General features: G+C 62.3%; 24 protein-coding genes. 15 read left to right on the top strand and 9 right to left on the bottom strand.

Translation table 11 applies throughout. The annotated features are described in order from the left end of the window. Nucleotides 1-7 precede the first annotated feature (7 nt). The 3 genes from larB to GS_RS00715 form a co-directional block, all read right to left on the bottom strand. Nucleotides 8-757 (bottom strand): nickel pincer cofactor biosynthesis protein LarB, encoded by a 750-nt coding sequence (gene larB, locus GS_RS00725; protein ID WP_010940816.1) that lies wholly within the window; start codon nt 755-757, stop codon nt 8-10. Between the two features lie 206 nt (nt 758-963). Continuing rightward, complete coding sequence (locus GS_RS00720) at nt 964-1578, bottom strand: DUF2269 family protein (protein ID WP_010940815.1); 615 nt, start codon at nt 1576-1578, stop codon at nt 964-966. Between the two features lie 227 nt (nt 1579-1805). After that, nucleotides 1806-3386, bottom strand: a complete 1581-nt coding sequence (locus GS_RS00715) for a peptide chain release factor 3 (RefSeq protein ID WP_010940814.1) — start codon at nt 3384-3386, stop codon at nt 1806-1808. A gap of 149 nt (nt 3387-3535) precedes the next feature. Here GS_RS00715 and GS_RS00710 point away from each other — a divergent pair, with 149 nt between their 5' ends. After that, on the top strand, nt 3536-4234 hold the full coding sequence (locus GS_RS00710; RefSeq protein ID WP_010940813.1) for a PilZ domain-containing protein: 699 nt from the start codon (nt 3536-3538) through the stop codon (nt 4232-4234). 150 nt (nt 4235-4384) lie between these two features. Here the strand turns inward: GS_RS00710 and GS_RS00705 are convergent, their stop codons facing one another. Then, nucleotides 4385-4822 carry a DoxX family protein gene (locus tag GS_RS00705; RefSeq protein ID WP_010940812.1) on the bottom strand — a complete coding sequence of 146 codons (438 nt, stop codon included), beginning with the start codon at nt 4820-4822 and terminating at the stop codon, nt 4385-4387. A 234-nt stretch (nt 4823-5056) separates the two neighbouring features. Between GS_RS00705 and hemB the strand changes: the two genes are divergently transcribed. Together hemB and GS_RS00695 are read left to right on the top strand one after the other, a co-directional pair. Further along, complete coding sequence (gene hemB, locus GS_RS00700; protein ID WP_010940811.1) at nt 5057-6034, top strand: porphobilinogen synthase; 978 nt, start codon at nt 5057-5059, stop codon at nt 6032-6034. Between the two features lie 78 nt (nt 6035-6112). Beyond that, nucleotides 6113-7213: a ribonuclease Z gene (locus GS_RS00695; RefSeq protein WP_010940810.1), complete on the top strand. Its 1101-nt coding sequence runs from the start codon at nt 6113-6115 to the stop codon at nt 7211-7213. An 8-nt stretch (nt 7214-7221) separates the two neighbouring features. Here the strand turns inward: GS_RS00695 and rdgC are convergent, their stop codons facing one another. Beyond that, the gene (gene rdgC, locus GS_RS00690; protein WP_010940809.1) at nt 7222-8388 is read right to left on the bottom strand and encodes a recombination-associated protein RdgC; all 1167 of its coding nucleotides are present in this window, start codon (nt 8386-8388) and stop codon (nt 7222-7224) included. Between the two features lie 276 nt (nt 8389-8664). Here rdgC and GS_RS00685 point away from each other — a divergent pair, with 276 nt between their 5' ends. Then, nucleotides 8665-9171, top strand: a complete 507-nt coding sequence (locus GS_RS00685) for a chemotaxis protein CheX (protein WP_010940808.1) — start codon at nt 8665-8667, stop codon at nt 9169-9171. A gap of 157 nt (nt 9172-9328) precedes the next feature. Here the strand turns inward: GS_RS00685 and GS_RS00680 are convergent, their stop codons facing one another. The 4 genes from GS_RS00680 to priA all read right to left on the bottom strand — a co-directional run bounded on the left by GS_RS00680 (nt 9329) and on the right by priA (nt 13897). Further along, nucleotides 9329-10084 (bottom strand): DUF116 domain-containing protein, encoded by a 756-nt coding sequence (locus GS_RS00680; protein ID WP_010940807.1) that lies wholly within the window; start codon nt 10082-10084, stop codon nt 9329-9331. A gap of 2 nt (nt 10085-10086) precedes the next feature. Then, nucleotides 10087-11040 carry a methionyl-tRNA formyltransferase gene (gene fmt, locus GS_RS00675; protein ID WP_010940806.1) on the bottom strand — a complete coding sequence of 318 codons (954 nt, stop codon included), beginning with the start codon at nt 11038-11040 and terminating at the stop codon, nt 10087-10089. 10 nt (nt 11041-11050) lie between these two features. Continuing rightward, on the bottom strand, nt 11051-11554 hold the full coding sequence (def, locus tag GS_RS00670; protein ID WP_010940805.1) for a peptide deformylase: 504 nt from the start codon (nt 11552-11554) through the stop codon (nt 11051-11053). An 87-nt stretch (nt 11555-11641) separates the two neighbouring features. Next, a complete protein-coding gene (gene priA / locus GS_RS00665; RefSeq protein ID WP_010940804.1) occupies nt 11642-13897 on the bottom strand; it encodes a replication restart helicase PriA in 2256 nt (751 codons plus the stop codon). Between the two features lie 122 nt (nt 13898-14019). Here priA and ttcA point away from each other — a divergent pair, with 122 nt between their 5' ends. The 11 genes from ttcA to GS_RS00610 all read left to right on the top strand — a co-directional run bounded on the left by ttcA (nt 14020) and on the right by GS_RS00610 (nt 24219). Continuing rightward, on the top strand, nt 14020-14793 hold the full coding sequence (gene ttcA / locus GS_RS00660; RefSeq protein WP_010940803.1) for a tRNA 2-thiocytidine(32) synthetase TtcA: 774 nt from the start codon (nt 14020-14022) through the stop codon (nt 14791-14793). Between the two features lie 206 nt (nt 14794-14999). Further along, a complete protein-coding gene (locus tag GS_RS00655) occupies nt 15000-15977 on the top strand; it encodes a 4Fe-4S binding protein (RefSeq protein ID WP_010940802.1) in 978 nt (325 codons plus the stop codon). Between the two features lie 24 nt (nt 15978-16001). Then, on the top strand, nt 16002-16655 hold the full coding sequence (locus GS_RS00650) for a lactate utilization protein (protein ID WP_010940801.1): 654 nt from the start codon (nt 16002-16004) through the stop codon (nt 16653-16655). A 3-nt stretch (nt 16656-16658) separates the two neighbouring features. After that, nucleotides 16659-17375: a ComF family protein gene (locus tag GS_RS00645; RefSeq protein ID WP_010940800.1), complete on the top strand. Its 717-nt coding sequence runs from the start codon at nt 16659-16661 to the stop codon at nt 17373-17375. A gap of 158 nt (nt 17376-17533) precedes the next feature. Then, nucleotides 17534-18649 (top strand): hydrogenase small subunit, encoded by a 1116-nt coding sequence (locus GS_RS00640; protein ID WP_010940799.1) that lies wholly within the window; start codon nt 17534-17536, stop codon nt 18647-18649. Between the two features lie 3 nt (nt 18650-18652). Next, nucleotides 18653-20353 carry a nickel-dependent hydrogenase large subunit gene (locus GS_RS00635; protein WP_010940798.1) on the top strand — a complete coding sequence of 567 codons (1701 nt, stop codon included), beginning with the start codon at nt 18653-18655 and terminating at the stop codon, nt 20351-20353. A gap of 9 nt (nt 20354-20362) precedes the next feature. Beyond that, nucleotides 20363-21031, top strand: a complete 669-nt coding sequence (gene cybH, locus GS_RS00630) for a Ni/Fe-hydrogenase, b-type cytochrome subunit (RefSeq protein ID WP_010940797.1) — start codon at nt 20363-20365, stop codon at nt 21029-21031. 3 nt (nt 21032-21034) lie between these two features. Continuing rightward, the gene (locus tag GS_RS00625; protein ID WP_010940796.1) at nt 21035-21505 is read left to right on the top strand and encodes a HyaD/HybD family hydrogenase maturation endopeptidase; all 471 of its coding nucleotides are present in this window, start codon (nt 21035-21037) and stop codon (nt 21503-21505) included. Between the two features lie 157 nt (nt 21506-21662). Continuing rightward, nucleotides 21663-22013, top strand: a complete 351-nt coding sequence (locus GS_RS00620) for a VOC family protein (RefSeq protein ID WP_010940795.1) — start codon at nt 21663-21665, stop codon at nt 22011-22013. A 17-nt stretch (nt 22014-22030) separates the two neighbouring features. Then, nucleotides 22031-22636: a hypothetical protein gene (locus tag GS_RS00615; protein ID WP_010940794.1), complete on the top strand. Its 606-nt coding sequence runs from the start codon at nt 22031-22033 to the stop codon at nt 22634-22636. Between the two features lie 278 nt (nt 22637-22914). After that, entirely contained in the window at nt 22915-24219 is a 1305-nt protein-coding gene (locus tag GS_RS00610) for a pyridoxal phosphate-dependent aminotransferase (RefSeq protein ID WP_010940793.1), read from the top strand. The last annotated feature ends 53 nt before the right edge of the window (nt 24220-24272 follow it).

Here is a 24272-nt window from a genome sequence, read left to right as displayed (position 1 = left end):
ACGGACCTCATTCTCTGTTGATTTTGCTCGCTGCAACGGCGGCACCGAACCCGTTGTCGATATTTACTACGGTCACGCCGGCGGCGCAGGAGTTGAGCATGCCCAGCAGCGCGGCGATGCCGCCGAAGGAAGCCCCGTACCCAACCGATGTAGGAACGGCAATGACAGGCCGGTCCACGAGCCCCCCCACCACTGAAGGGAGCGCACCCTCCATGCCGGCCACTACAATGAGCACGCGTGCGGAGAAGAGCACGTCGCGCCGGGCCAGCAGCCGATGGATGCCTGCCACTCCCACGTCGTAAAGGTGCGAGGCCTCGTTGCCGAGCATCCGAAGGGTGACCAGGGCCTCGGCGGCCACCGGCAGGTCGGAGGTGCCGGCCGAGAGAACGAGCACCGTGCCGAGCCCCCGTTTCTCGATCGGGCGCTGCTCCAGGGTGAGGCAGCGGGCATCGGCGTGCCACATAGCAGAGGGGAACGCCTCTTTCACTGCCAATGCCTTGGCCTCGTCGAGGCGGGTCACCAGGATGTTATTCCCCTTGGCGGCCAGGGAGGCCATGATCCGCTCCACCTGGCCGGCGCTCTTGCCGGCCCCGAAAATCACCTCGGGGAAGCCCTGGCGCAACCCCCGGTGGTGGTCCACAAGGGCGTCACCCACATCCTCGTAGGGGAGATGCCGCAGCCGCTCCAGCATCTCATCCTCGCTGAGCGCACCGTCTTTGAAGGAACGCAGGATGGTTTTCAGTTCCCGAGGGTCCATGGGGGCTCCGATCATGTTCGTACATAGTGTAGCATACCTGGGGCACAAGGACAGGCGCGCCGTATCGACGCCGGACCGTTCCCGGCGAGCGGACCCCGGCCCTGCACGGACCGGGGTCTGGCTTGTGTATAGCACCAAATTGTGGGGTTGGAAAGGGGTGAGGGAGACTTCGGCGGTAATTGTGTCCCGCCGGCGGGAAGCGTTGTTCAGTCGCGCTCGAGCCTGAGCAGGTTACAGATCTGCCCCTGAAGCCCCATGAAAGGAGCGACAACCGGCCGCAGCAGCACGGCCAGCCGCCGTTCCAGCTGGCGGGCGGCGGGGGAGCAGGGCTCCAGTTCCGGCTTGAAGATGGAGATGAGAACCAGAACGAGAAGCACCACCATCTGGGCAACACCGAAAATGACGCCCAGCCGGTAGGTTTGGACGTAGGCGAGGTTGTCAAAAACCGCCAAACGGTTGAGGCCGGTAATCTCTGAAAGGTCCTGGAGCCAGGGACCGAGAAACACGATCCCGAACAAGGTGGCCACCACGGTCACCACCCACTTCACCGAAACCCAGCGGTGGCGGAAAAACCCCCAGTGGGTCGTGAGCGATATGAGTGCGCCCGAAAGGATCGAACCGGCAACCCCCGGCCCGATGAGCCAGTTGTCCAGGGACCGGATGGCGTCGTTGACCGCGAAGAGCTCGTCCCCGTTGGTGGCGAGGCGGTCCTTATAGAGAAGGATGAGGATGGCCTGGGCGCCGCCGATCCACATCATGGCGGAGAAGGTATGGATGTACTTGAGGAGAAGGCGGGTCTGGGGGCTGGCCTGATACCGCATGTGCAATCCTCCGTGTCGGGATGGGGAGAGGCGCCGCCGGTGGCCGCGCTTCCGCCCTTGCCTAGAAAGAGTGCAAAGCGGATTCCTGTATACGACAGTTTTGCGTATACGCAAAACTGTCTATCGTTACAGAGGGATTACACATTATGTGCCAATTATGCCCTCTGCATTTTGTGTCAGACCCGTCACAGCATGAGCCATAAGTGACACACATTGTGCTTAGGTAATCAGCTGTGTTCACGGGTGGCGTGGAAGGTGAGGTCTTTCCAATTGTCCATGGTGTTGTCGAGGCGCCATTGGGAGCCGGCCAGATACGCCAGATCCCCCTCGCCGTCGATGTAACAGTTCATCACTTCCTTCTTCTGGAATTCCTCGACCTTCTTCTTCTCCCCGGTCACCCAGCGGGCGGTCACGTAGGAAACCGGCTCATAGGTGGCCTTCACGTTATACTCGTGCTCGAGCCGGTGCATGACCACGTCGAACTGGAGGAGACCGACGGCTCCGACAACCCAGTCGGCACCCATGAGCGGGCGAAAGACCTGGGTGGTCCCCTCTTCGGCCAACTGGGTCAGCCCCTTTTCCAGGGCCTTGGATTTCAGGGGATCCAGCAGGCGCACCCGGCGGAAGTGTTCAGGGGCAAAGTTGGGAATGCCCGTGAACTTGATATCCTCCCCCAGGGTGAAGGTGTCGCCGATCTTGATGGTGCCGTGGTTGTGAATGCCGATGATGTCGCCGGGAAACGCCTCGTCCACATGGGTGCGGTCCTGGGCCATGAAGATGGTTGCATTGTTGATGGCCACCTCGCGACCGAGCCGCACGTGGCGGACCTTCATGCCCCGGGTGAATTTGCCGGAACATATCCGGAAAAAGGCGATCCGGTCCCGGTGGGCGGGGTCCATATTCGCCTGGATCTTGAAGGCGAAGGCAGTGAAGGGCTCTTCATAGGGGGAAACGGTGCGGCTGACCGCCTCACGGGGAAGCGGCGCCGGGGCATGATCCACAAAGGTGTCGAGAAGTTGCTGCACGCCGAATGTATTAATGGCGCTACCGAAGAAGACCGGGGTCTGGAGCCCGGCATGATACGCCTCTTCCTCGAAGGGATGGGCGGCCCCTTCCAGCAGCTCCACATCGGCACGCAACTCGTCGGCCTGGGAGCCCAGGAGTTCGTCCAACTGCGGGTCGTCGAGACCGGTCATGGAGATAACGCCGCCAGTTCCGCGCTCCGCCTCGGCATCGAAGATAACGAGCTCTTTGGTGTAGAGGTGATAGGTGCCCCGGAAGCGCTTGCCCATGCCGATGGGCCACGTCATGGGGGCACACTGGATTCTCAAGACTTTTTCGATTTCGTCGATAAGCTCAAAAGGATCCCGACCTTCACGGTCAAGCTTGTTGATGAAGGTCATGATCGGCGTGTGGCGCAGGCGACACACATCCAGGAGCTTGATGGTCTGGCTCTCAACGCCCTTCACCGAATCGATGACCATCAGGGCCGAGTCGACGGCGGTAAGGACCCGATAGGTGTCCTCTGAAAAGTCATTGTGACCGGGAGTGTCCAGCAGGTTCACTTCGTAATCCCGGTAGGTGAATTTCATGACCGACGAGGTGACGGAGATGCCGCGCTGCTTTTCCATCTCCATCCAGTCCGAGGTGGCGTGGCGGGCCGCCTTGCGGGCACGGACCTCGCCCGCCTGCTGGATGGCGCCGCCAAACAGCAGCAGTTTTTCGGTGATGGTGGTTTTACCGGCGTCCGGATGACTGACAATGGCAAAGGTCCGCCGACGATCGACTTCCTGTTCGTTGTACTTCATTGCGTGGAGCTCCGAAAGGCTTGAAAATATCTGGACAAAGAAAAGGCGAAGAAGCTACTCTTCGCCTTGAAAATCAATAATACACCAGCACCCCGACGGTTTACAACCAAAAGAACGCCGGGGGCGACACCTCGCTCAAGGATGGAGTAATGCACGACTACTACCAGTTGGTTACGGTTGCCGACCTTCCCCAGGACAACCGGCAAATTCTGGACACACTGACAGCCATCGGCGCGGGCAAGCTGCCCAACGACCTGAGACTCCTGAACTACTACCGCTCCATACCGGTCAACTACGGCGCCACAGTGGAATCAGTGGAACGCGGCTCGGTGGAGCTGACGGTAAACCAGCAGCAGGCCATCGTCATGCAGCTGGAAAAGCAGGTGTTCCTCAAAAGCGGCCACTTCCCCAAAGACGTGCTGGCGGCCGTCACCTACGTCAATATCGACAAGAGCGTGGCCATCCTCGCCAACTTCGCCTATGCGGTGATCAGGTCGGAACGCCGTCAATTCGTGCGGGTGGAGGTCAAGGACAAAATCGAGGCAAGCTTCTCGGGGGACGGCTTCACCGTGGCCGGCCTGTTGAACGACATCTCCCTGGGAGGCGTGGCCATCTCCGCAACGATCCCCACCCATCCCGATGCGGGCATCAAGGGGAAGGTCACGCTGCGCCTGCCCGGAGGGCCCTTTGAGATGCCAGCCCAGGTTCTGCGGGTCATCCCCGCGAAACAGACAGACCTCTGCATCATTGAGATCCAACCCGACAACCGGACTGAGAAGGGGATATCCCAATACATCTTTCAGCGCCAAGTTGAGATCATCAGGGAACTGAAGGACTCTATTTTCTAGCAGGCGCACCACCTGCATGCCCGTCGTCCGCCCCTCCGTCGTTCGACCCTCCACATGACGCAGTTACGTCTGTGGCCATGCCCAGTCGTCGCGGCCAATCCGGCACTCATTCGACCCCGATGGGACGACTATGAAATCAAGGGCAAAAAGTTACCGTTTGAAGAGATAGCGATCAACAGACCACGCCCCGCCCCCGGCAAAGACGAGAGCCAGCGCCATACCGAGCAGGGCGAGGTTGTACTCGATGCCGTTCCCCCGGGGGCCGTTGAGGAAGAAGCCGTTCGCCCAGTGAACCTTGTACATGGCGACCGCCATGGTCGAGGCGATGCCGAAGCCGGACAGCCGGGTGAGGAAACCGCAGAGGACGCCAACACCACCCCCGAATTCGGCAATGATGGCCAGCAGCGTGAAAATCGGCGGGATTCCCAGCTTTTCCTCGAATACTCTGAAGGTGGCGGTGAGCCCCTGCCCCCCGAAGGCACCGAGAAGCTTCTGGGAGCCGTGGGCAATGAATATGGCGCCGAGCGGCACCCTGATCATGAGAAGCGCCAGTGAATCTGCCACGGCGCCCATGTTCGACTTGGCCATGGGAACCTCCTGCATTGGCGTGCCGGCGTGCGCATCACGCATGACCGGCCACTGCTATTCTTGCCACAAGAGCCGTCCGCGCGCAACGGTAAATACCCCTTGCCGGAAGCGGCTTTCGTCGTCTCAGCGTCGCTGCGGAAAACTATTTGAGTGAGAGCCACCAGATGAGTTAGTATGACCAGGTTGGGCAGCAGCCGCCCAGGCTGCCATCAGACAGCAAGGAGATCAGACGCCATGTTCTATCCCACCTTCAGAGCACGCAGGATCAGAGGCAAGGAGGTCTTTCGCCGGATGGTCAGCGAGACCACCCTTTCCGCCACCGACCTGATCTATCCGATGTTTTCCGCCTTCGGCACGGGCATCAGGAAGGAAATCTCTTCCATGCCGGGGATTTATCAACAATCCATCGAGCACATCGTGGCCGAGGCCCAGGAGGTCCATGAGCTGGGCGTGCCGGCGGTGATCCTGTTCGGCATCCCCGAGACCAAGGACGCCGTGGGCAGCGACGCCTACGCCGAGCACGGCATCATTCAGGAGACGATCCGGGCCCTGAAGAAACAGGTGCCGGGGCTGGCAGTCATTACCGACGTCTGCATGTGCGAATACACCGACCACGGTCACTGCGGCATCATCAAGGACGGCGACGTGGACAACGACGAGACCCTGGAGCTCCTGGCCAGAGAGGCCCTCTCCCACGCCGAGGCCGGGGCCGACATGGTGGCTCCTTCGGACATGATGGACGGACGAGTCATGGCGATCCGCGAAATTCTGGACAACAACGGCTACAAGAACATCCCGATCATGAGCTATGCCGTAAAATACGCCTCCGGTTACTACGGCCCGTTCCGGGAGGCGGCCGAGTCGACCCCCCAGTTCGGCGACCGCCGCTCCTACCAGATGGACCCGGGGAACCGCCGGGAGGCCATCCGCGAAGCCCGCATGGACGTGGAAGAAGGCGCCGACATCATCATGGTGAAGCCGGGGCTTCCCTACCTCGACATCGTCCGGGACCTGCGGGAGGAATTCGATCTCCCCGTGGCGGTCTACAACGTCTCCGGCGAGTACAGCATGATCAAGGCCGCCGGCCGGGCCGGCTGGATCGACGAAGAGCGGGTCATGATGGAGACCCTCCTCTCCTTCAAGCGGGCCGGCGCTGACCTGATCCTCACTTACCACGCCAAGGAGGCTGCGCGGGTCCTCAAGAGAGGATAGCCTGTTTCCGTGATACACTGAAAAGGCCTGCCGGGTGGCGGGCCTTTTTTCGTATCAGCCGCATTCGCGAGGCATCCTATGAAGAGCCGCCTCCCCTTCCGTTACCTGGAGCCCACCTTCTGCGCGGGGCTCCTGGACGACCCGGTCCTCCTGGTGAACGTCCGGCCCCTGGGGCGCTCGATCCTGGTGGACTGCGGCCAGATTCACCATCTGGCCAAGCGGGTCCTGAAATCCATCGATGCCGTCTTCGTCTCCCATGCCCATATGGATCACTTCATGGGGCTGGACACCCTGGTCCGCCACATTCACGTCTCCCCGCGGACGGTCGAACTCTTCGGCCCGCCGGGGATCGCCCGGAAAGTGGCTGCAAAGCTGGCCGGTTACGACTGGAACCTGACCGAATCCTACTGGTGCACCTTCCGGGTGAGCGAAGTCCATCCCGAGCGTATTGTCCGGTTCACGTTCCCCGGCTCCGAAGGATTTCCCTGCCTGCCCGAGGAAGAGACAACGCGGGAGGGGACCGAGATCTTCCGCAACGACTTTCTCGCGGTCGACGCGGATCTCTGCGACCATAACACCCTGCCGACCCTGGTCTTTCGCATCACCGAACGTCCCACCTTCTGGATCGACGAGGCAAAAGTCGATCAGGAGGGTCTTGTGCCGGGGGAATGGCTGCGGGAGCTGAAGCACCGCTTCTATCGCGGCAGACTGGATGGGAAGACGATCACCGTGCCCGTGCGCACGGCCGGCGACACGGTGGCACAACGGATCCGGGAAGGACGGGAGCTGTTCGAGGCAATCCGGAGGAGCCAGGAGCCTGCCAGCATTGGCTACCTCACCGACATCGGCGCCGGCGACACCAACCTGGCGACGGTGCGGCGATTACTTGCCGGTGTCACGCTCCTTGCCTGCGAGTGCTCGTTTCTAGCAGCCGACGTGGCCAAGGCCCGCACCTCCCACCACCTCTGCACGGCGGATGTATCGGCCCTCGCCCGGGAGATCCGTCCCGGCTGGCTCCTTCCCATGCATCTTTCCAAGAGCTACAATACAAAGGGCCACCTCCTCTACCGGGAGCTGACCCTTGCGCCGGAAACCCGGCTGATCCGCCTGCCCGAGCATCTTACCCCCCGGCCGCTTCTGCCGGGGGAGTTTCCGGGCCTCTGGAAAATCGCGGAATAGAGGGGGGCTTACTCCCCTGCCAGCCACCCTTCGATCCGAGCCAGTTCTTCGCCCCATCCGGCACCCAGACGCACCGTGAGGAATTCGCCGTACAGGCTGTCGAAGAGCTGGAGTCCCTGTTCCAGAACATACATCCGCTCGTAAAAGGCCGCTTCCCGTTCGCTCCCTTCGTCCACGTGCTCGCCCTTTTCGATGGCCACCTTGGGGGACTTGAGGGAAGCAAAATGGAAGAGTTCCCCCTTGAGGGTCAACTTCCAGACATGCTCCTCCTTTTCCAGGTAGAGAGTCGATTCGGTGATCCGCTTGCCGTGGGCAAGGGCAGTGCGGGCTTCTCGGAAGTGGTCCTGGGGACCGGCCACGGTGATTTTCTGGGTTCCTGCCTCCCCGGCGCTCACGAGGACCAGGCGATCGTTCAGGTAAGCCACGAAGGGCTCGCCTGCCAGAGCCGGGCCGGGCTGCCCCACGCAGTACTCGGAAGAATCGGTCATGGTCCGGTGGAGAAGCCAGAGGAGGAAATCCCACCCGAGCCACTGGTTGCTCCTGATCAGATCGATGGCGGCATCGCTCGTGGCGAGGTTGGCCTGTTCGAGGGCAGGCTTCAGCCCTTCGCCTCCCACGGCCTCTGCCCGGGCATAGGGATGGATCGCCACCAGGCGCGTCCCCTCGAAGGTCTTCTTGAACTGGGTCTCGAACAGCTCGATAATGGGAGCCGACAGGGAGGTAAAGGTGACGATACCGGTGCGGGTGTCCCAGACCGCATCCCAGGTGGAGGGAACCGGCAAGGTCTTGGCCAGGAGGTTGAGGCGCACCGCCTCTTTCAGCTCCTCGCGCTTCTGCTTGGGCACCCGGTTGAGGCCGGGATGGGCCGAGAGGTACTCATGCTCGGCCACCTGAAGATAGGCCTTTACCAGCGCCGCCGGAAGCTTGCGCTGGTCGCGGCGCAGGGTGAAGGCCACGTAATGGTCACGCCAGAAGGCGGCGGGGATGTCGAAGCTCATCTGCCGATGGTCATCCAGATGAACCCACCCCACGGACTGCTCGGCGACCCCTTGATCGATGGACTGAAAGGCCTGTCGGGCGAGATGTTCGGCAATCCAGGGATAGAGGTCACCGGCAGGGAGATCCCCCGCGACCCGGAACTGGCATATGGCTGTTGTTGTTGAAAGAATACCCATGGTTCTGCTCCTTCGGATGAGGTGGAAAGGGATCAGTGATACACCGGCGGGGCGCCGGGGCGCAAGCAGATTATCGATCGACGGGCGCGATGCAATGGATTTATTCAACACATGAAAAAATTATTGCAGTTTTATCCGTGAGCGCCGATATATGTTTATGCGGGAACGCGAATACCGGGATCGCACGCGGTGGATGGCGGAAGCAGAACGCGTCGTCCGAACAATCCCTGCAAAGTGAGAGCAGAGCCGTGTCCAGGCGAGTAAAGGAGCATGCGTATGGCGTTGAGTTTTACCGTCAAGGAAGCCACCTTCAAAGAAGCGGACCTGGTGGGACACATCGTGGAGTCGGTCAAAAAAATATTCTCGACCATGATCTTCATAGATGACATCGTCGATGAGTATCCCCTTGCCAAACCCGAATCCCACTTCATCGCCAGTATCTCGGGGATGGTCGGCCTCGGGGGCGATTTTTCGGGGATGGTCGGCATTCACATTCCCATCGAATTCGCCAAGGAGGCGACCGCATCCATGCTCGGCATGGAGTTGGATGAACTCGAAGGCGAAGACGACATCCACGATGCCGTGGGCGAGATCACCAACATGCTCGCCGGCGAAATCAAGATGCTCTTTTCCGCCAACAACCTCACGGTGGGTCTTTCCACCCCGTCGATTATCTCCGGCAGCGATTATACGGTAGAGGTGGTTTCCAGCGGGGCCGCCGTGGTGGTCCCCTTCAACCGCAACGAACACCGCTTCCTGGCAACGCTGCAGATCGAGGCGTAGCACACATACCGTCTGCCCGGGCGCGCCGAACAGCGTCGTTGCCGCCCGGCCCCTCCCTTTTCTCCGCTGAGCCGCCTTCAGCACACACCTGAACTGCAATACATCTACAGGGAACGTGAAACAGAGTGCGGAATGAACGCTGCCGTACGGCAGCGCATCATCCCATAATGACCTGGAGGGATTCGTCTATCTTGGCGATGTCCACCGAGGTATTGAAGCAGGGCCCGAAGGGGCGGTCGTTGAGAACGCCGATGACCGGCAGAGGATAGCAGTCCTTGATGCCCGAGGTAAGATCCCGTTCACAGGCCACAGCCACCACGAGCTTGGGACGCTTCTCAATGATGACCTTGCGGGCAAGGGTGCCGCCGGTGGCCACCGAGATGTCGATCCGGTACTTCTCGGCCAGCTCAGCCAGCCCCTTGATGTCGCATCGGCCGCAACGGATGCACTTGTTGATGTCGCCTGTCACTTTGATCTCGCAGTCGAAGAGCTGGAGGCAGTGGGGCAGCAGGATGAGAATCCGGTCCGGTTTCACCTTGTAGCGCTGGGACAGGACCAGGCTGTTGTTCATGGCAATGAACGATTGGCGGATGGTGTCAGTGGAAATGCCGAAGGCGCGCCCCAGAAGTTCGATGACCGGGAGCAGAAACTTTATGACCACGCCTCGCAGAAAGCGGGTGAAGTACATGTCCTTGCCCAGGGCGGTGGTCAACACGAGCACGGCAGTGCCCAGGAGTGCCAGGAGCGAGAGGCCGCCGAGCACGATTCCCACAACCCTCGGCAGGCTCGGATGGATATTAGCGAGCCCGGTGGTGGGTACCCACCAGAGAAGGTAGATTCCCCCCACGATCAGGAGGCAGGTAAGCCCCATCAGGGCGATGAACAGACGTTTCTGGGGAGGGTGTTCCGCCATTGTCAGTGCTCCACGCTCCCTGCCTCACCGAGGCGCGTTCCCGGTTCCAGGCGGAATCCGGCAAGAAACTCGGCAGTCGGGAGCCGCTTGCGTCCCTCCAGCTGCAACTCCTGGATCAGAATGCTGCCGGAGCCGCATCCCACGAGAATCCCCTCCCTGCCAACCCTCAGGATCTCGCCGGGCTCGCCGGTTTCACCGGCGACAGCCACCCGGTAGAGCTTGAGGGTCTTCCCGTCCAGGAAGGTATAGGCTCCCGGCCACGGGGTAAAGCCCCGCACCTGGTTCTTGACTTGCACCGGCTCTCGGGTCCAGTCGACGAGGCCATCCTCCTTCTTGAGCATGGGAGCGTAGCAGGTGAGGGAATCATCCTGCTTTTCGCGCACCAGTTTGCCGGCCAGCAAGAGATCGAGGGTCTCGTCGATGGTCTCGGCACCCAATTGCGACAGGCGGTCATGGAGGGACTGGGCATCCTCGTCGGGCCCGATGGGGATGGCCCGTTTCACGAGCATGTCCCCGGTGTCGAGGCCCGCATCCATCATCATGGTAGTGATTCCGGTCTCGGTCTCGCCGTTGATGAGACACCAGTTGAGAGGAGCCGCTCCCCGGTAGCGGGGAAGGAGCGAGGCATGAATGTTGATACAGCCGTGCTTCGGGATATCGAGCAGGCTCTGGGGCAGAATCTGGCCGAAGGCCACGACGACGATGAGATCGGGGGCGAGCCGGCGAATCTCATCGACGGACTCCGGGGTTCGCACCTTGAGGGGCTGGAGCACCGGGATGTCGTGCTCTTGGGCCAGGGCCTTCACCGGTGGCGGCACGAGCTTCTGGCCGCGCCCCTTGGGACGGTCGGGCTGGGTGACGACGGCGATGACCTCCTCGCCGCGCTCGATCAGCTTCCTGAGCGTGGGGCAGGCAAATTCGGGGGTTCCCATGAAGATGATGCGCAGTCCGGCCATAGGTTGATCCTCACTCCTCTTCGGTCATGCGGCGGTATTTTTTCTTGAACATTTCCTTCTTGAGCGCGGAGAGGTGATCCACAAAAAGGACGCCGTCCAGGTGGTCGATCTCATGCTGAAAGGCGATGGCAAGCAGTCCCTCCGCCCGATGGACGACCTCCTCTCCCTCCAGGTTGAGGGACTTGACCACCACCCGCTCGTGGCGGTGGACATTGGCCGAGTACTTGGGGACCGAAAGGCACCCCTCCTCCTCGTAGGACTCTCCCTCGCCATGAATGATGACCGGGTTGATGCAGACGATCAGCTCGGGCCGCTCGTCGCGCTGTGAAACATCAATGACGATGACCCGCTGGCTCACGCCGATCTGGGGGGCCGCCAGCCCGACGCCCTGGGCATCGTACATGGTTTCGGCCATGTCGCGAACCAGTTCACGGGTGGCGTCGTTGATGATGGTAACCGGCACCGCTTTTTTCTTCAGCACCGGATCGGGATAGGTGAGGATCGTGCGTACCATGGTCTGAACCTTCCGTAATGGGTTAATCTTTTTGATAATAGCCAATTGCGGCGGGAAAAATCAAATCTAAACGAGGGGCATGGGGGTTTACATGAGATCCACGGGGTCGATGTCAACCAGGAGCCTCACGCCAGCCTGAGGCTGGAAGCTCTCGCGCGCCCGACAGACGAGGCGATGGAGGGCAGTCCGGCCTGCGGCCTTCAGAAGGATCTGCCGGCGGAAACGGCCGCGAAGCTTGGCCAGGGGCGCGGGCGCGGGCCCCAGAATCTCGACCCGCCCGCCCCCATCCCGGCGCAATTCGCGCAGCCGCGCCGCCAGGAGCTCACTTGTCCGCTCCACGGCCGATGCGGCGGTGCCGCTCAGACAGAGGGCCGCCAGATGGGCAAAGGGGGGGTAGCCGGTCTCCTGGCGGAACGCCAGTTCTGCCCCGTAAAAACCGTCCATATCGCCGGCCACGGCGTGGGCCAGGGCGTAGTGATCGGGATTGAGGCTCTGGATCAGCACCCGGCCCGGATCATCCCCCCGTCCTGCCCGTCCGATGAGTTGGGTCACCAGCTGGAACGTCCGCTCGGCACTCCGGTAATCGGGGATATTGAGGGTCGATTCCACCGACAGTATCCCCACCAGGGTGATCCCCGGGAAGTCATGCCCTTTGGCCACCATCTGGGTGCCGATGAGGATGTCGGTCTGTCGCTCCGCCACCTTGCGCAGGATCCGGGCGTGCCCCCCCCTGCGGGCAGTGGTGTCCCGGTCCATCCGGTCCACCCGGGCATGGGGAAAGTGCTCCCGCACGTACGCTTCCACCTGTTCGGTGCCGAGCCCCAGGTGGATGATCCGTCCGCAGCCGCACCCCGGACACATGGACGGGGCCGGAACGGCATAATCGCAGTAGTGGCAGATGTGCCGGTTCCTGCCCTGGTGGTAGGTGAGGGTTACCTGGCAATTCGGGCAGCGGAGCACGTGGCCGCATTCTTCGCAGGTGAGCCAGGTGGAGAAGCCGCGGCGGTTGAGGAAGAGGAGGGTTTGCTCGCCGCGCGCCAGGTTCGCCTCCACCTCCGCGGCGAGGCGTGGATGGAGGACATGTCCCCTGGCACCCCGGACGTCGATGATCTCTGCCGACGGCAGGGGAAGGCCGTTCACCCGTTCGGGGAGATCGAGGCATTCGAGCTTGCCGCCGGCAACCGCATACCAGGTAGTGACCTGGGGCGTAGCGGTGCCGAGGACCACGCAAGCCCCGGCCATCTTGCCCCGTACCAGGGCCATGTCGCGGGCGTTGTAGCGGAACCCCTCCCCCTGCTTGTAAGAACCTTCGTGTTCCTCGTCCACCACGATCATGCCCAGATCGGCCAGAGGAGCGAAAATCGCCGAGCGGGCACCGATGACGATGGCCGCCTCACCCCGGCGGATCCGGCGCCATTCATCGAAGCGCTCTCCATCGGAGAGACCGCTGTGGAGCACTGCCACCCCGCACCGGAACCGCCGGCGGAACCGGCTTACCAGCTGGGGAGTGAGGGCGATCTCGGGGACCAGGACCAAGGCGCTCCTTCCCTGTTCGAGACAATGGGCGATGGCCTGGAGATAGACTTCCGTCTTGCCGCTGCCGGTGACGCCCCGGAGCAGGAAAGGGGTGAACCGTCCAGCGTCCAGGGCCGCCCGCAGCCGGACCAGGGCAGCGGACTGCCGCTCGTTGAGCTCAAGGGGACGGTCGTGACCAACGGCTTCCATCCGGAACGGGTCCCGGTAGATTTCCCGCTCAGCCATCTCCACGAATCCCAGCTCCCGCAGCCGCCTGAGCTGAACTGAACATTCACCGAAGAGACGCCGCAGCTCCGACGCCGATTCCTCCTCCCGCTCCGCCAGGTGCGCCAGCAGCTCCGAGGCCTTGCCCGGCGGAGGGACAGTATCCGGCACCTCGGCAACGGCGCGATAGACCCGTTCGGTCTTCACCGAGCGGCCACCGGTGAGCTCTCCCTCGTCCAGGCCCGCGCCGCGGCGACTCTGGACGTTGATCCCCGCCGGGAGCGCCGCCTTGATCACCTCGCCGAGGGGGTGGAGATAATAGGAAGAAGCCCAGCGGTACAGAGCCAGTTCGCCGGGTGTGAAGAGGGGGCCATCGTCCAGGAACTCAAGAACGTCGCGCAGCTCCCGTCCGTCGTCATCGGCAACCTCCAGCACGTAGCCGGTCACTTTCCGTCGGCCGAAGGGGACGAGGAGCCGCCGCCCCACCGCAGCCGCCGGAGCCAGCGGAGCGGGCACGCGGTAGGAAAAGGGGGCATCGAGCGGAAGCGGAACCGCCACGTGGACAATGACGGTCTGCCGTTCGTTCACGGGGAATGATGACATGGCCCCATGGTACCAGCAGTCGGGCATCCGGACAAGGAGAGACCTGAATGCCCGGATGGCACGCCTTGACGAAACCGGCGCGTTTCCGCTACCCTGAGGGCTTGCACGGAAGGGAGATTCGGGTGGAATTCATCGATAACATACGATACAAGAAGATAAAAAATGCCGTGGGCCGGGCAGTGGCCGACTTCGGCCTCATCCGGGACGGGGATCGGATCGCGGTGGCGGTGTCCGGGGGCAAAGACTCGTACACCCTGCTGCACATCCTTGAGGGACTGCGGCGCCGGGCACCGGTGAAATACGAGCTGGTTGCCGTCACCATCGATTCCGGCTACCCCGGATTCCGCAGCGACGTGATAGCCTCCTACTTGCGGGAACAAGGGTTTGCCCACCACCTGGAGACCACGGACCACTATGACATCATCCGCGAAAAGCGCCGCCCCGGCTCGTCCTACTGCTCCATCTGCGCCCGGCTGAAGCGCGGCGTCCTCTATACCCTGGCCCAGAAATTGGGCTGCAACAAACTGGCCCTGGGACATCACCTGGACGATTTCGTGGAGACCCTGCTTCTGAACCAGTTCTTTGTGGGGACCCTCAAAGCCATGGCGCCCCGGATGCTGGCCGACAACGGCGAGACAACGGTAATCCGGCCGCTGGTCTACGTGGAGGAACGGGAGATCATCCCCTTTGCCCGGGAGAACCGCTTTCCGGTGGTTTGCTGCTCTTGCCCGGTCTGCGGCACCGCTGATCTCCAGCGCCGGCGGATGAAAAAGCTCCTGACCGAACTGGAAAAGGAAAACCCGGCAGTCAAGCGGAGCCTGCTGCGCGCTCTGGGCAACGTGCAGCCGCGCTACCTCCTCGACCTCGAACTGCAGCGGCTCTGCGACGTTCCCTGACCAGGGGACGGGGTTGTGAGGCCCCCTGTGCCTCCCCTCGGGGAACGGGCCGGTCGCGCAACACGTCCGCAAGGGCGATGCCGGCACAGTAGACAACGAGAATAACGCCAAAGGCGACAAGCGGTTCCATGGCAGCCTCCTTGAGTATCTGATACGGAAAGGGTACCAGGACATCGCGACACAATATGTCTCAACGGGAGATCAACATGAGCAACCGCTACATGCAACCCCTCCGCATCGCCATCCAGTTGGGATTTCTTGTTTTCATGCTCTACCTGGGGGTGCGGTTGTATCTCTTCGTACAGCACTTCCGCACAGGGGGCGCGACCCCCTTTGTGCCCCGCCCCGACGGCGTGGACGGATTTCTGCCCATATCGGGCCTGCTGGGGCTCAAGGACTGGTTTGCCGGCGGCACAATAAATCCGGTGCATCCCGCGGCCGTGGTGGTCTTTGTGACGGTAGTAGCGGTGTCGCTCTTGCTCAAGCGCTCCTTCTGCTCCTGGATCTGCCCTGTGGGGACCCTGTCGGAACTGCTCTGGAAGCGTGGTTTCACCCTCTTCCGCCGCAATCTGAGGCCTCCCCGCTGGCTCGATGTGGCCCTGCGCGGCCTGAAGTACCTGCTTTTGGCCTTCTTTCTCTATTCAATTCTGTGGGTCATGCCACCTCCGGCGGTAAAGGCCTTCATTTTCATGGATGATCACCTGATTGCCGATGTGAAACTGCTGAACTTCTTCCTGCACCTGTCAGGCATCCCCTTGGTGGTCATCCTGGTGCTGCTGGTCCTGTCGCTGCCTGTGCGCAACCCCTTCTGCCGCTACCTCTGCCCCTACGGAGCGCTGCTCGGCCTCGTCTCCCTCCTCTCGCCGGTGAAGGTGACGCGGGAGCGGACCGTCTGCGTCTCCTGCGGAGTCTGCACCCAGGTCTGTCCGGCCTACATCCCAGTCATGGCCAAGGAGCGGGTCCATTCGGAAGAGTGCATCGGCTGCTGGCGCTGCGTCAGCCACTGCCGCGCCCAGGGAGCCCTGTCCATGAAGCTCACCGGCAGGCGGGTGGCGGTCAGCGGCACCGTCTTCGCCGTGCTGGTGGTGGTGATCTTCGTTGGAGGATCCGTTGCGGGGCGCGCCACCGGACACTGGAAATCTCAGATTCCCTATGCCGAGTACATGCGGCTTCTGGGACCGTGACCCCCTGAAGAAAGGAGTCTAACCATGTCACTTACCACGGAACTCGTGGACTGGACCCATGAACAGAAGTGCCGCAAGGCAGTGGCCGCACTTGAGAAGAACGGCTTCACCGCCGTCTATTGCCCGAGCGGCAGGGAGGCCTTCGACTACATCCTGACCGAGGCGGTGGACGCCCGGAGCATTGGTTTCGGCGGCTCCCTGTCGGTAGTTGACCTGCAGGTGATCGACCGGCTCAGGGAGATGGACAAAGAGCTCCTGATCCACGGCCTGCCGGGACTTTCTCTTGAGGAACGTGTTGCCATCATGCGACGTCAGCTCACCTGCGACCTCTTTCTCACCGGTACCAACGCCCTTACCCTCTCTGGCTGGCTCGTGAACATCGATGCCACGGGGAACCGGGTTGCCTCCATGTTCTTCGGCCCGCGCACGGTGATCGTGGTCGCCGGCAGGAACAAAATCGTGGACGGCGGGGTGACCGAGGCCATCGCACGGGTGAAGGAGTGGGCATCGCCCCCCAACGCCCGACGGCTCAGCTACAAGACACCCTGCGCCACCACCGGCTTCTGCTCCGACTGCAACTCCCCGGACCGGATCTGCCGGATCACCACGGTGATCGACCGCAACCCCCGGCTCACGGACCTCAGGGTCCTGGTGGTGAACGAAGACATGGGGCTCTAGCCGGTGATCGTCCGGGCGCTGCTCGACATCCTCTTCCCTCCCCTCTGCCACCTGTGTCGCGCCCCCATCCCGGGGGCGGAGAAGCTTCACCTCTGCCCCGCCTGCCTCGCCCGGGCAAAGCCGATCGGCTCGCCCCTCTGCACTGTGTGCGGAGTTCCCTTCGCCACCGAAGGGGGAATCGACCACCGCTGCGGCGACTGCATCGTCTCCCCGCCTCCCTATGAGGGAGCCCGGGCCGCCTACCTCTTCGAGGGACCGGTGCAGGAACTGGTGCACCGCTTCAAGTACGGCCACAAGGCTCACCTGCGCCGCCCCCTGGCCCTCCTGGCAGCGGAGCGGCTTTCTTCCTTCGTGGCCGAGTCAGCCTCCGACCTGATCATCCCGGTCCCCCTTCATCGCTCCCGTCTCCGGGAGCGCGGCTTCAACCAGGCGATCCTGATGGGCGAACTGCTTGCCAGACGGTGGCGCATCCCTTTGCACCGCGCCACCCTGGGCCGGGTCCGCGCCACGGCCCCCCAAGTGGGGCTCACCTCCGCCCAGCGGCGGGAAAATATCCGGGGAGCCTTTGCCGTCCCCTCCCCCGCTGCGGTGGCCGGCCGGAGGGTACTGCTGCTGGACGACGTCTTCACCACGGGTAGCACCATTGCCGAATGTGCCCTGGTCCTCCGGAAGGCCGGAGCCGCCGCAGTCCACGCCGCAACTGTTGCCAGAACCCCCTAGCTCCCCCTTCCCCACCTCGGGTTTCCACCCAGATTGTCACTTGACAACACCAGGACCATCGCGGAAAGTATACACTAACAAATAACGTTTTATCATACTGCCCTATCGTGAATATCCCCACCTGAGCCTTCCCACGCCTAATGAAGGAGGATGCTTTCATGGCAGGTAACGACGATGGCAACGACTTGGTGAAACAGCATTGCAAGAGCTCGGGAACATGGGAAGAACAGGGGATTTCCCGGCGTGACTTCCTGAAGTTCTGCACCGCAATGTCGGCGGTGCTGGCCCTGCCGGTTACCCTGGTGCCTCGAATCGCCGAGGCCCTGGAGGATGACAAGCGCCCCTCGGTCATCTGGCTCGAATTCCAGAGCTGCACCGGCGATACCGAGGCACTCCTGAGAGCCGCCAATCCCACCGTGGCCGACATCGTCCTGGACGTCCTCTCCGTGGACTACGCCGAGACCATCATGGCAGCGGCGGGCTTCCAGGCCGAAGCTGCCAGGCACGCAACCATGAAAGCGCGATCCGGCACGTACATCGCCGTGGTGGAAGGAGCGATTCCGACCGGAGCAAACGGCGCCTACTGCTGCATCGGCGGCCGGTCGGCCCTGGACATCACCCGCGAAGTCTGCGGCGGCGCCATGGCAACTATCACCGTCGGCACCTGCGCCTCCTACGGGGGGATACCGGCGGCGGCGCCCAACCCGACCGGGGCGGTCGGCGTCAAGGATGCGGTGCCGGGGGCCACGGTCATCAACCTCCCCGGCTGCCCCGTCAACACCGACAACCTGGTGGCTACCGTGGTCCACCTGCTCACCTTCGGCTCCCCGCCGGCCACCGACGGCAAGGGCCGCCCTCTCTTCGCCTACGGCAAGCGGATTCACGATAACTGCGAGCGACGGCCCCACTTTGACGCGGGCCAGTATGTGGAACAATGGGGCGATCAGGCACACCGGGCGGGCCACTGCCTCTACAAAATGGGCTGCAAGGGCCCCGAAACCTTCCACAACTGCCCCTCCCAGCGCTACAACGAAAAGACAGCCTGGCCGGTTTCGGCGGGCCATGGCTGCGCCGGCTGCTCCGAGCCCCACTTCTGGGATTCCATGACACCGCTCTACAAGCGGCTCCCCAATGTGCCCGGCTTCGGCATAGAGGCTACCGCCGACCAGATCGGCCTGGGAATCGCAGCGGCCACAGCGGCCGCATTCGGCATCCACGGCGTGGTGAGCGCCCTGCGCAAGGGGAACGATTCCGACGATGAGAAGGAGGGGTAGCTCATGGCCATGATCGTTGTTGACCCGATCACGAGAATCGAGGGACATCTGCGCATCCAGGCCGAGGTGAACGGCGGACGGATCACCGATGCCTGGAGCTCCTGCACCATGTTCCGTGGGATCGAAAAAATCCTGAAGGGGCGCGATCCCCGCGACGCCTGGTATTTCACTCAGCGTTTCTGCGGCGTCTGCACCACCGTGCACTCCATCGCCTCCATCCGGGCGGTGGAAAATGCCCTGAACGTGAAGATCCCCCTGAACGCCGAACTGATCCGCAACCTCATCATCGGGAGCCAGGTGGTTCAGGATCACGTTATTCACTTCTACCATCTCCACGCCCTGGACTGGGTCGACGTGGTCTCGGCCCTCAAAGCCGATCCATCAAAGACGGCGACCCTGGCGGCTTCCATCTCTGACTGGCCCCTCAATTCTCCCACCTACTTCAAGTCGATCCAGGACCGGCTGGCGGCCTTTGTCAACAAGGGACGACTGGGCCCCTTCGGCAATGCCTACTGGGGTCACCCGGCCTACAAGTTGCCGCCCGAGGCGAACCTCATGGCCACGGCCCACTACCTCGAGGCGCTGGACTGGCAGCGGGAGATCATCAAGATCCACGCCATCCTCGGGTCCAAGAACCCCCATCCCCAGACCTTCCTGGTGGGCGGCATGGCGGTGCCGATAGATCCGAACTCTCAGAACGCCCTCAACGCAGACAAGATCGCCGAGATCGGCCAACTCTTGAAAAAGACCCGGGCCTTCGTGGAAAAGGTCTACATCCCCGACCTGCTGGCGGTGGCGTCCTTCTATACAGAATGGGCCGGCATCGGCGGCGGGGTCGGGAACTACCTCTCCTACGGCGAATATCCCCTGGACAACAGCGGCAAACCCGAAAAGCTCTGGCTCCCCCAAGGGATCATTCTGAATCGGGATCTGTCCCGGGTCTACCCCATCGACCAGCGTAAGATCACCGAGAGCGTGGCTCACTCCTGGTACGAGGGGGAAGCCGCGGGGGTCCACCCCTATGACGAGACGACCGAGGCCAGGTACACCGGGCCGACACCGCCGTACGAGATGCTCGACACCGACGGCAAGTATTCCTGGGTAAAGTCGCCCCGTTACGACGGCAAACCCATGGAAACCGGGCCCCTGGCGACCATTTTGGTAGCCTACGCGGCAGGCCACCCCGGGGCAAGAGGCGCGGTGGACATGGTCCTCGGCAAGCTCGGCGCGGGCCCCGAAGCACTCTTCTCAACCCTGGGACGTACCGCGGCCAGGGGAATCGAGACCCTGCTCGTGGCCCGCGAACTCTCCTCGTGGCTCGACATGCTCGTGGCCAACATCGCCGGTGGCGACCTCACCATCCACAACGGCGAAAAGTGGGACCCGGCCACCTGGCCCCGGGAGGCTGCCGGGTATGGCTGGCACAATGCCCCCCGCGGCGCGCTCGGGCACTGGATCAGGATCAAAGACCAGAAGATCGAGAACTACCAGGCCGTGGTTCCCTCCACCTGGAACGCCTCGCCCCGGGATGAAAAGGGGCAGCTGGGCCCCTACGAGGCTGCGCTGGTAGGGACTCCCATGGCGGACCCCGGCAGGCCACTGGAGATCCTCCGGACCATCCACTCCTTCGACCCGTGCTTGGCCTGCGCCGTGCACGTGGTCGACCCGAAAGGAGGAGAACTGGTCAGCGTGAAGGTCCTGTAGGAGGAATTCATGGCACGGAACCGGAATTGTCTCTACGAGGAGTACGTCTGGGAGGTCCCGGTGCGGGTGACCCACTGGGTCAACATGCTCGCCATCGTCGTGCTGTCGGTGACCGGCATTTACATCGGATCGCCCAAGACCCTGGGACTCTCCGCCTCTGACTATGTCATGGGCTGGGTCCGCGTCATCCACTTCACGGCGGGCTACACCTTTGCCGTAAGCGTCGCGAGCCGGATGTGGTGGGCCTTTGCCGGCAATCGTCACGCGGGATGGTGTGAATTCGTCCCGTTCCTCTACCCGGAGGGTCGCCGGAACATGTGGCGGATGTTCACCTACTACACCTTCCTCTCCCGGAAGGTCCCGCACCCCATCGGCCACAATGCCCTGGCGGGCGCCACCTACCTTCTGGTCTTCCTGCTCTACCTGACCATGATCTTCACCGGGCTCGCCCTCTATGCCGAGCACCGCCCCGGCGGCGCCATGCACGTGCTCCTTTCGCCCCTCTACTGGCTGTTCAGTAACCAGGGGATGCGCCTGACCCACCATATGGTCATGTGGCTTCTCATCGCCTTTGCTATCCACCATGTGTACAGCGCGTGGCTCATGGACGTGAAGGAACGCGGCGGCGTCATGTCGAGCATTTTCGGCGGCTACAAGCCGGTGAAGCGGAGGGAGTAACCGCTGAGCATCCTGGTTCTCGGCATAGGAAACCTCATCATGTCCGATGACGGCGCCGGCGTGCGGGCGGTGGAACTGATCCGGGAACTCCATCCCTTGCCTGCCGGGGTGACGCTCCTGGACGGCGGCACCCTTGGCCTCGACCTGCTTCCCCGGTTCGATGGAGTCGACCGGCTGCTGGTAGTGGATGCCATCGACACGGGCGCGCCGGCGGGCACCCTGGTGCGGCTCGAGGGAGAGGATATTCCGACAGCGCTCCGCACCAAGGTTTCCCCCCACCAGATGGGACTCCAGGATCTTCTTGCCGTGGCCGATCTCCAGGGAAACCTTCCTGGGGAGATGGTCCTTTGGGGAATCCAGTACTGTTCCGTGGAACCCGGGACTGACCTGTCGGCGCCGGTATCGCGGGCGCTCCCCCTGCTGGTGGACCAGGTGCTGGCCGAACTGGCGGCATGGGGCATCCATCCCGTTTGATCCCGCCAATGTCGACACACTCCTTCATGACGGGCGCGGACCCGAGTGTCCCCGCGCCCGTCAATTTTGGCGGGAAGCGATTCCCCCTTGCCGCGGACGGTACCGTCTGCTATGGTTCGATCCATTGTGATCCGTATACTTTTTCGGAAGGATTCCCATGATCGAAGCAATGAAAAACGTGGTGGTTTTCGTCCGCGATTTAGAGGCGGCAAAGCGGTTCTACAGTGAACAGCTCAAACTTCCCCTTGCCCAGGCCGGCATGACCATGATGGAGTTCTTCTCCGGCGGCACCACGCTTGGGGTGGCTCAGGCCCTCACCCCCGACGCACTGGTCTTCGTGGGGCGGCATACCGGCATCACGTTCCGGGTGAAGGACATCGACAGCTTCTGCAAGGAATTGGTCCAGGCCGGCGTCCGTTTCGATCAACCCCTTGAGCAGAGCCCTTGGGGCAAGATGGCGGTGGTCAGCGATCCGGACGGCAACCTCTTCGCCCTGGTGGACCGGTAAGGCATTCCGGCTCTATCATGTGGTTTCTCCGCACCGGTGTACTTCTCTGGCTCCTGTCGACCGTTGCCATCGGCACAGTGTCGGCTGCGCCCCCGCCTGCCCGCCCCGAAACCGGCAAGGGCGTCCTGCTGGTAAAAAACTCGCTCGCGCATGATAATGCCGGCGGGGGGTCTTTTGTCGTCATCTATCGGGAACCCGGCATTGGTCGCATCGGCGAACTGCGGGTGGCATCGCTTCCCGCTCTCGCCGGAGTGGTCAAGACCCCGCCAGGGGTACTTGCCCTGGCGGTAACCGCTACAAAGGGGGAGTGGCTGAGGGTTCACTATGACGATGCAGGCCGGTCCGGCTGGCTGGAACCCCGCCGGACCTGGACCTACCTTACCTGGGAAGAGTATCTTCGCGGTAAGACGGCACGGCTGCTGCGCGGACTGAGGAAAGAATTCTACCTGGCCCGGAGCGGGCCGGACGGCAGTGCCCCGGAACTCCCCCCGCTCACGCCGGAGCGGAGCATGCGAATTCTTGACGTTGACGGAGACCGGGCCAGGGTCCTTGTGGACCTGAGCGTGATGGCGTGGCTGCGCTGGCGCGACCCGGACGGGCGCTTACTGATCACCGTTGAGTGACGCTGGCGGGCAGACTGTCCGGTAACGGCACATTCTCTGCGGAAAAAAACATTGACGCCACGCACTCACCGTGGTATCTGAAGTCGCTATGAAGAAAAACATCGTTTCCATCGCTATAGCAGCACGAGCTATCACCGCAGCGGCGTCCGTCGCCGCAGGGTTACCCGCTGCCGTGTGAGGAGGCGTATACGCTTCGTGTATCGGAAGGCCGTGGGTGACCCCCACGGCCTTTTTCATTTTCAGGCAACCACAACAGGACTACAAGGGGGACGACTGACGTGAGAAATGAACTGGTTACGCCAGGAGCCGGCGAACTGACCTATGAAATCCGCAACATCGTGAATGTGGCGGAAAAGCTCCAGAAGCACGGCGTCAAGATCAACTGGGAGAATATCGGCGATCCGATCGTGAAGAAGGAGGAAATCCCCCGCTGGATGAAGGAAATCGTGGCAGCCGCCGTGATGGAGAACGATACCTGGGGCTACTGCCATACCCGTGGGGTACTGGAAACCCGGGAGTTTCTCTGCGGGCTGACCAACAACCGCGGCGGGGCCCAGATCACCCCCGACGACATCATCTTCTTCAACGGACTTGGCGATGCCATCTCCACGGTTTATGGCAATCTTCGCCACGAAAGCCGTATTCTGATGCCATCCCCCACCTATACCACCCACTCCATCGGGGAAGCCGCCCACGCCCAGGCAGCGCCGGTCTGCTACAGGCTGAAGCCCGAAGACAACTGGTTCCCCGACGTGGAAGATCTGGAGAACCATGTAAAATATAATCCGCAGATCTCCGGCATCCTTCTCATTAATCCGGACAATCCCACCGGCATGGTCTACCCCAGGGAGATCCTCGAACAGATCGTAGCCATCGCCCGCAGGTACGATCTCTTCATCATTGCCGACGAGGTCTACAACAACATCACGTACAACGGCCAGACCACCGTGCCCATCTCCGACGTGATCGGCGAGGTGCCGGCCATTGCCATGAAGGGAATTTCAAAGGAAATCCCCTGGCCCGGCTCGCGCTGCGGCTGGATCGAGGTCTATAACGGCAACCGCGACGAGCAGTTCCACAAGTTCCTGAACTCCATCCTCACCGCCAAGATGAACGAAGTCTGCTCCACCACCCTGCCGCAGAAGTGCATCCCGGCCATCATGAAGCATCCCGAGTACCAGACGTACCTTCGGGAGCGAATCGCATGCTACGAGCGGATGAGCACCATCACCTACGACTGCCTCAAGCAGGTTCCGGGTCTCATGGTTAACCGGACCAACGGTGCCTTCTACATGTCGGTCGCGTTCCGGGACGGACTCCTCACCGACCGGCAGTCGCTGCCCATCGAGAGCGTGGAGGTCCGTGAACTGGTGGAGAAGCTCGTGAACGCCCCCGGGGTTTCGCCGGACAAACGTTTCGTCTATTATATCCTGGCAAGCACTGGCATCTGCATCGTACCTCTTTCTTCCTTCAACACCCCGCTTCAGGGCTTCCGGGTTACGCTGCTTGAAAAGGATGAGAACGAGTGCATGCGCATTTACCGTACCCTGGCGGAGAGGATCAAGGAGTACTTGAACTCCTGATCACGATTCGCCGTGGTAACATCAAAAGGGGTGACCGGAACAATCGGTCACCC

It is taken from the genome of Geobacter sulfurreducens PCA, assembly GCF_000007985.2.
Lineage (GTDB): Bacteria > Desulfobacterota > Desulfuromonadia > Geobacterales > Geobacteraceae > Geobacter > Geobacter sulfurreducens.
This window is presented reverse-complemented; position numbering and strand designations above follow the sequence as displayed.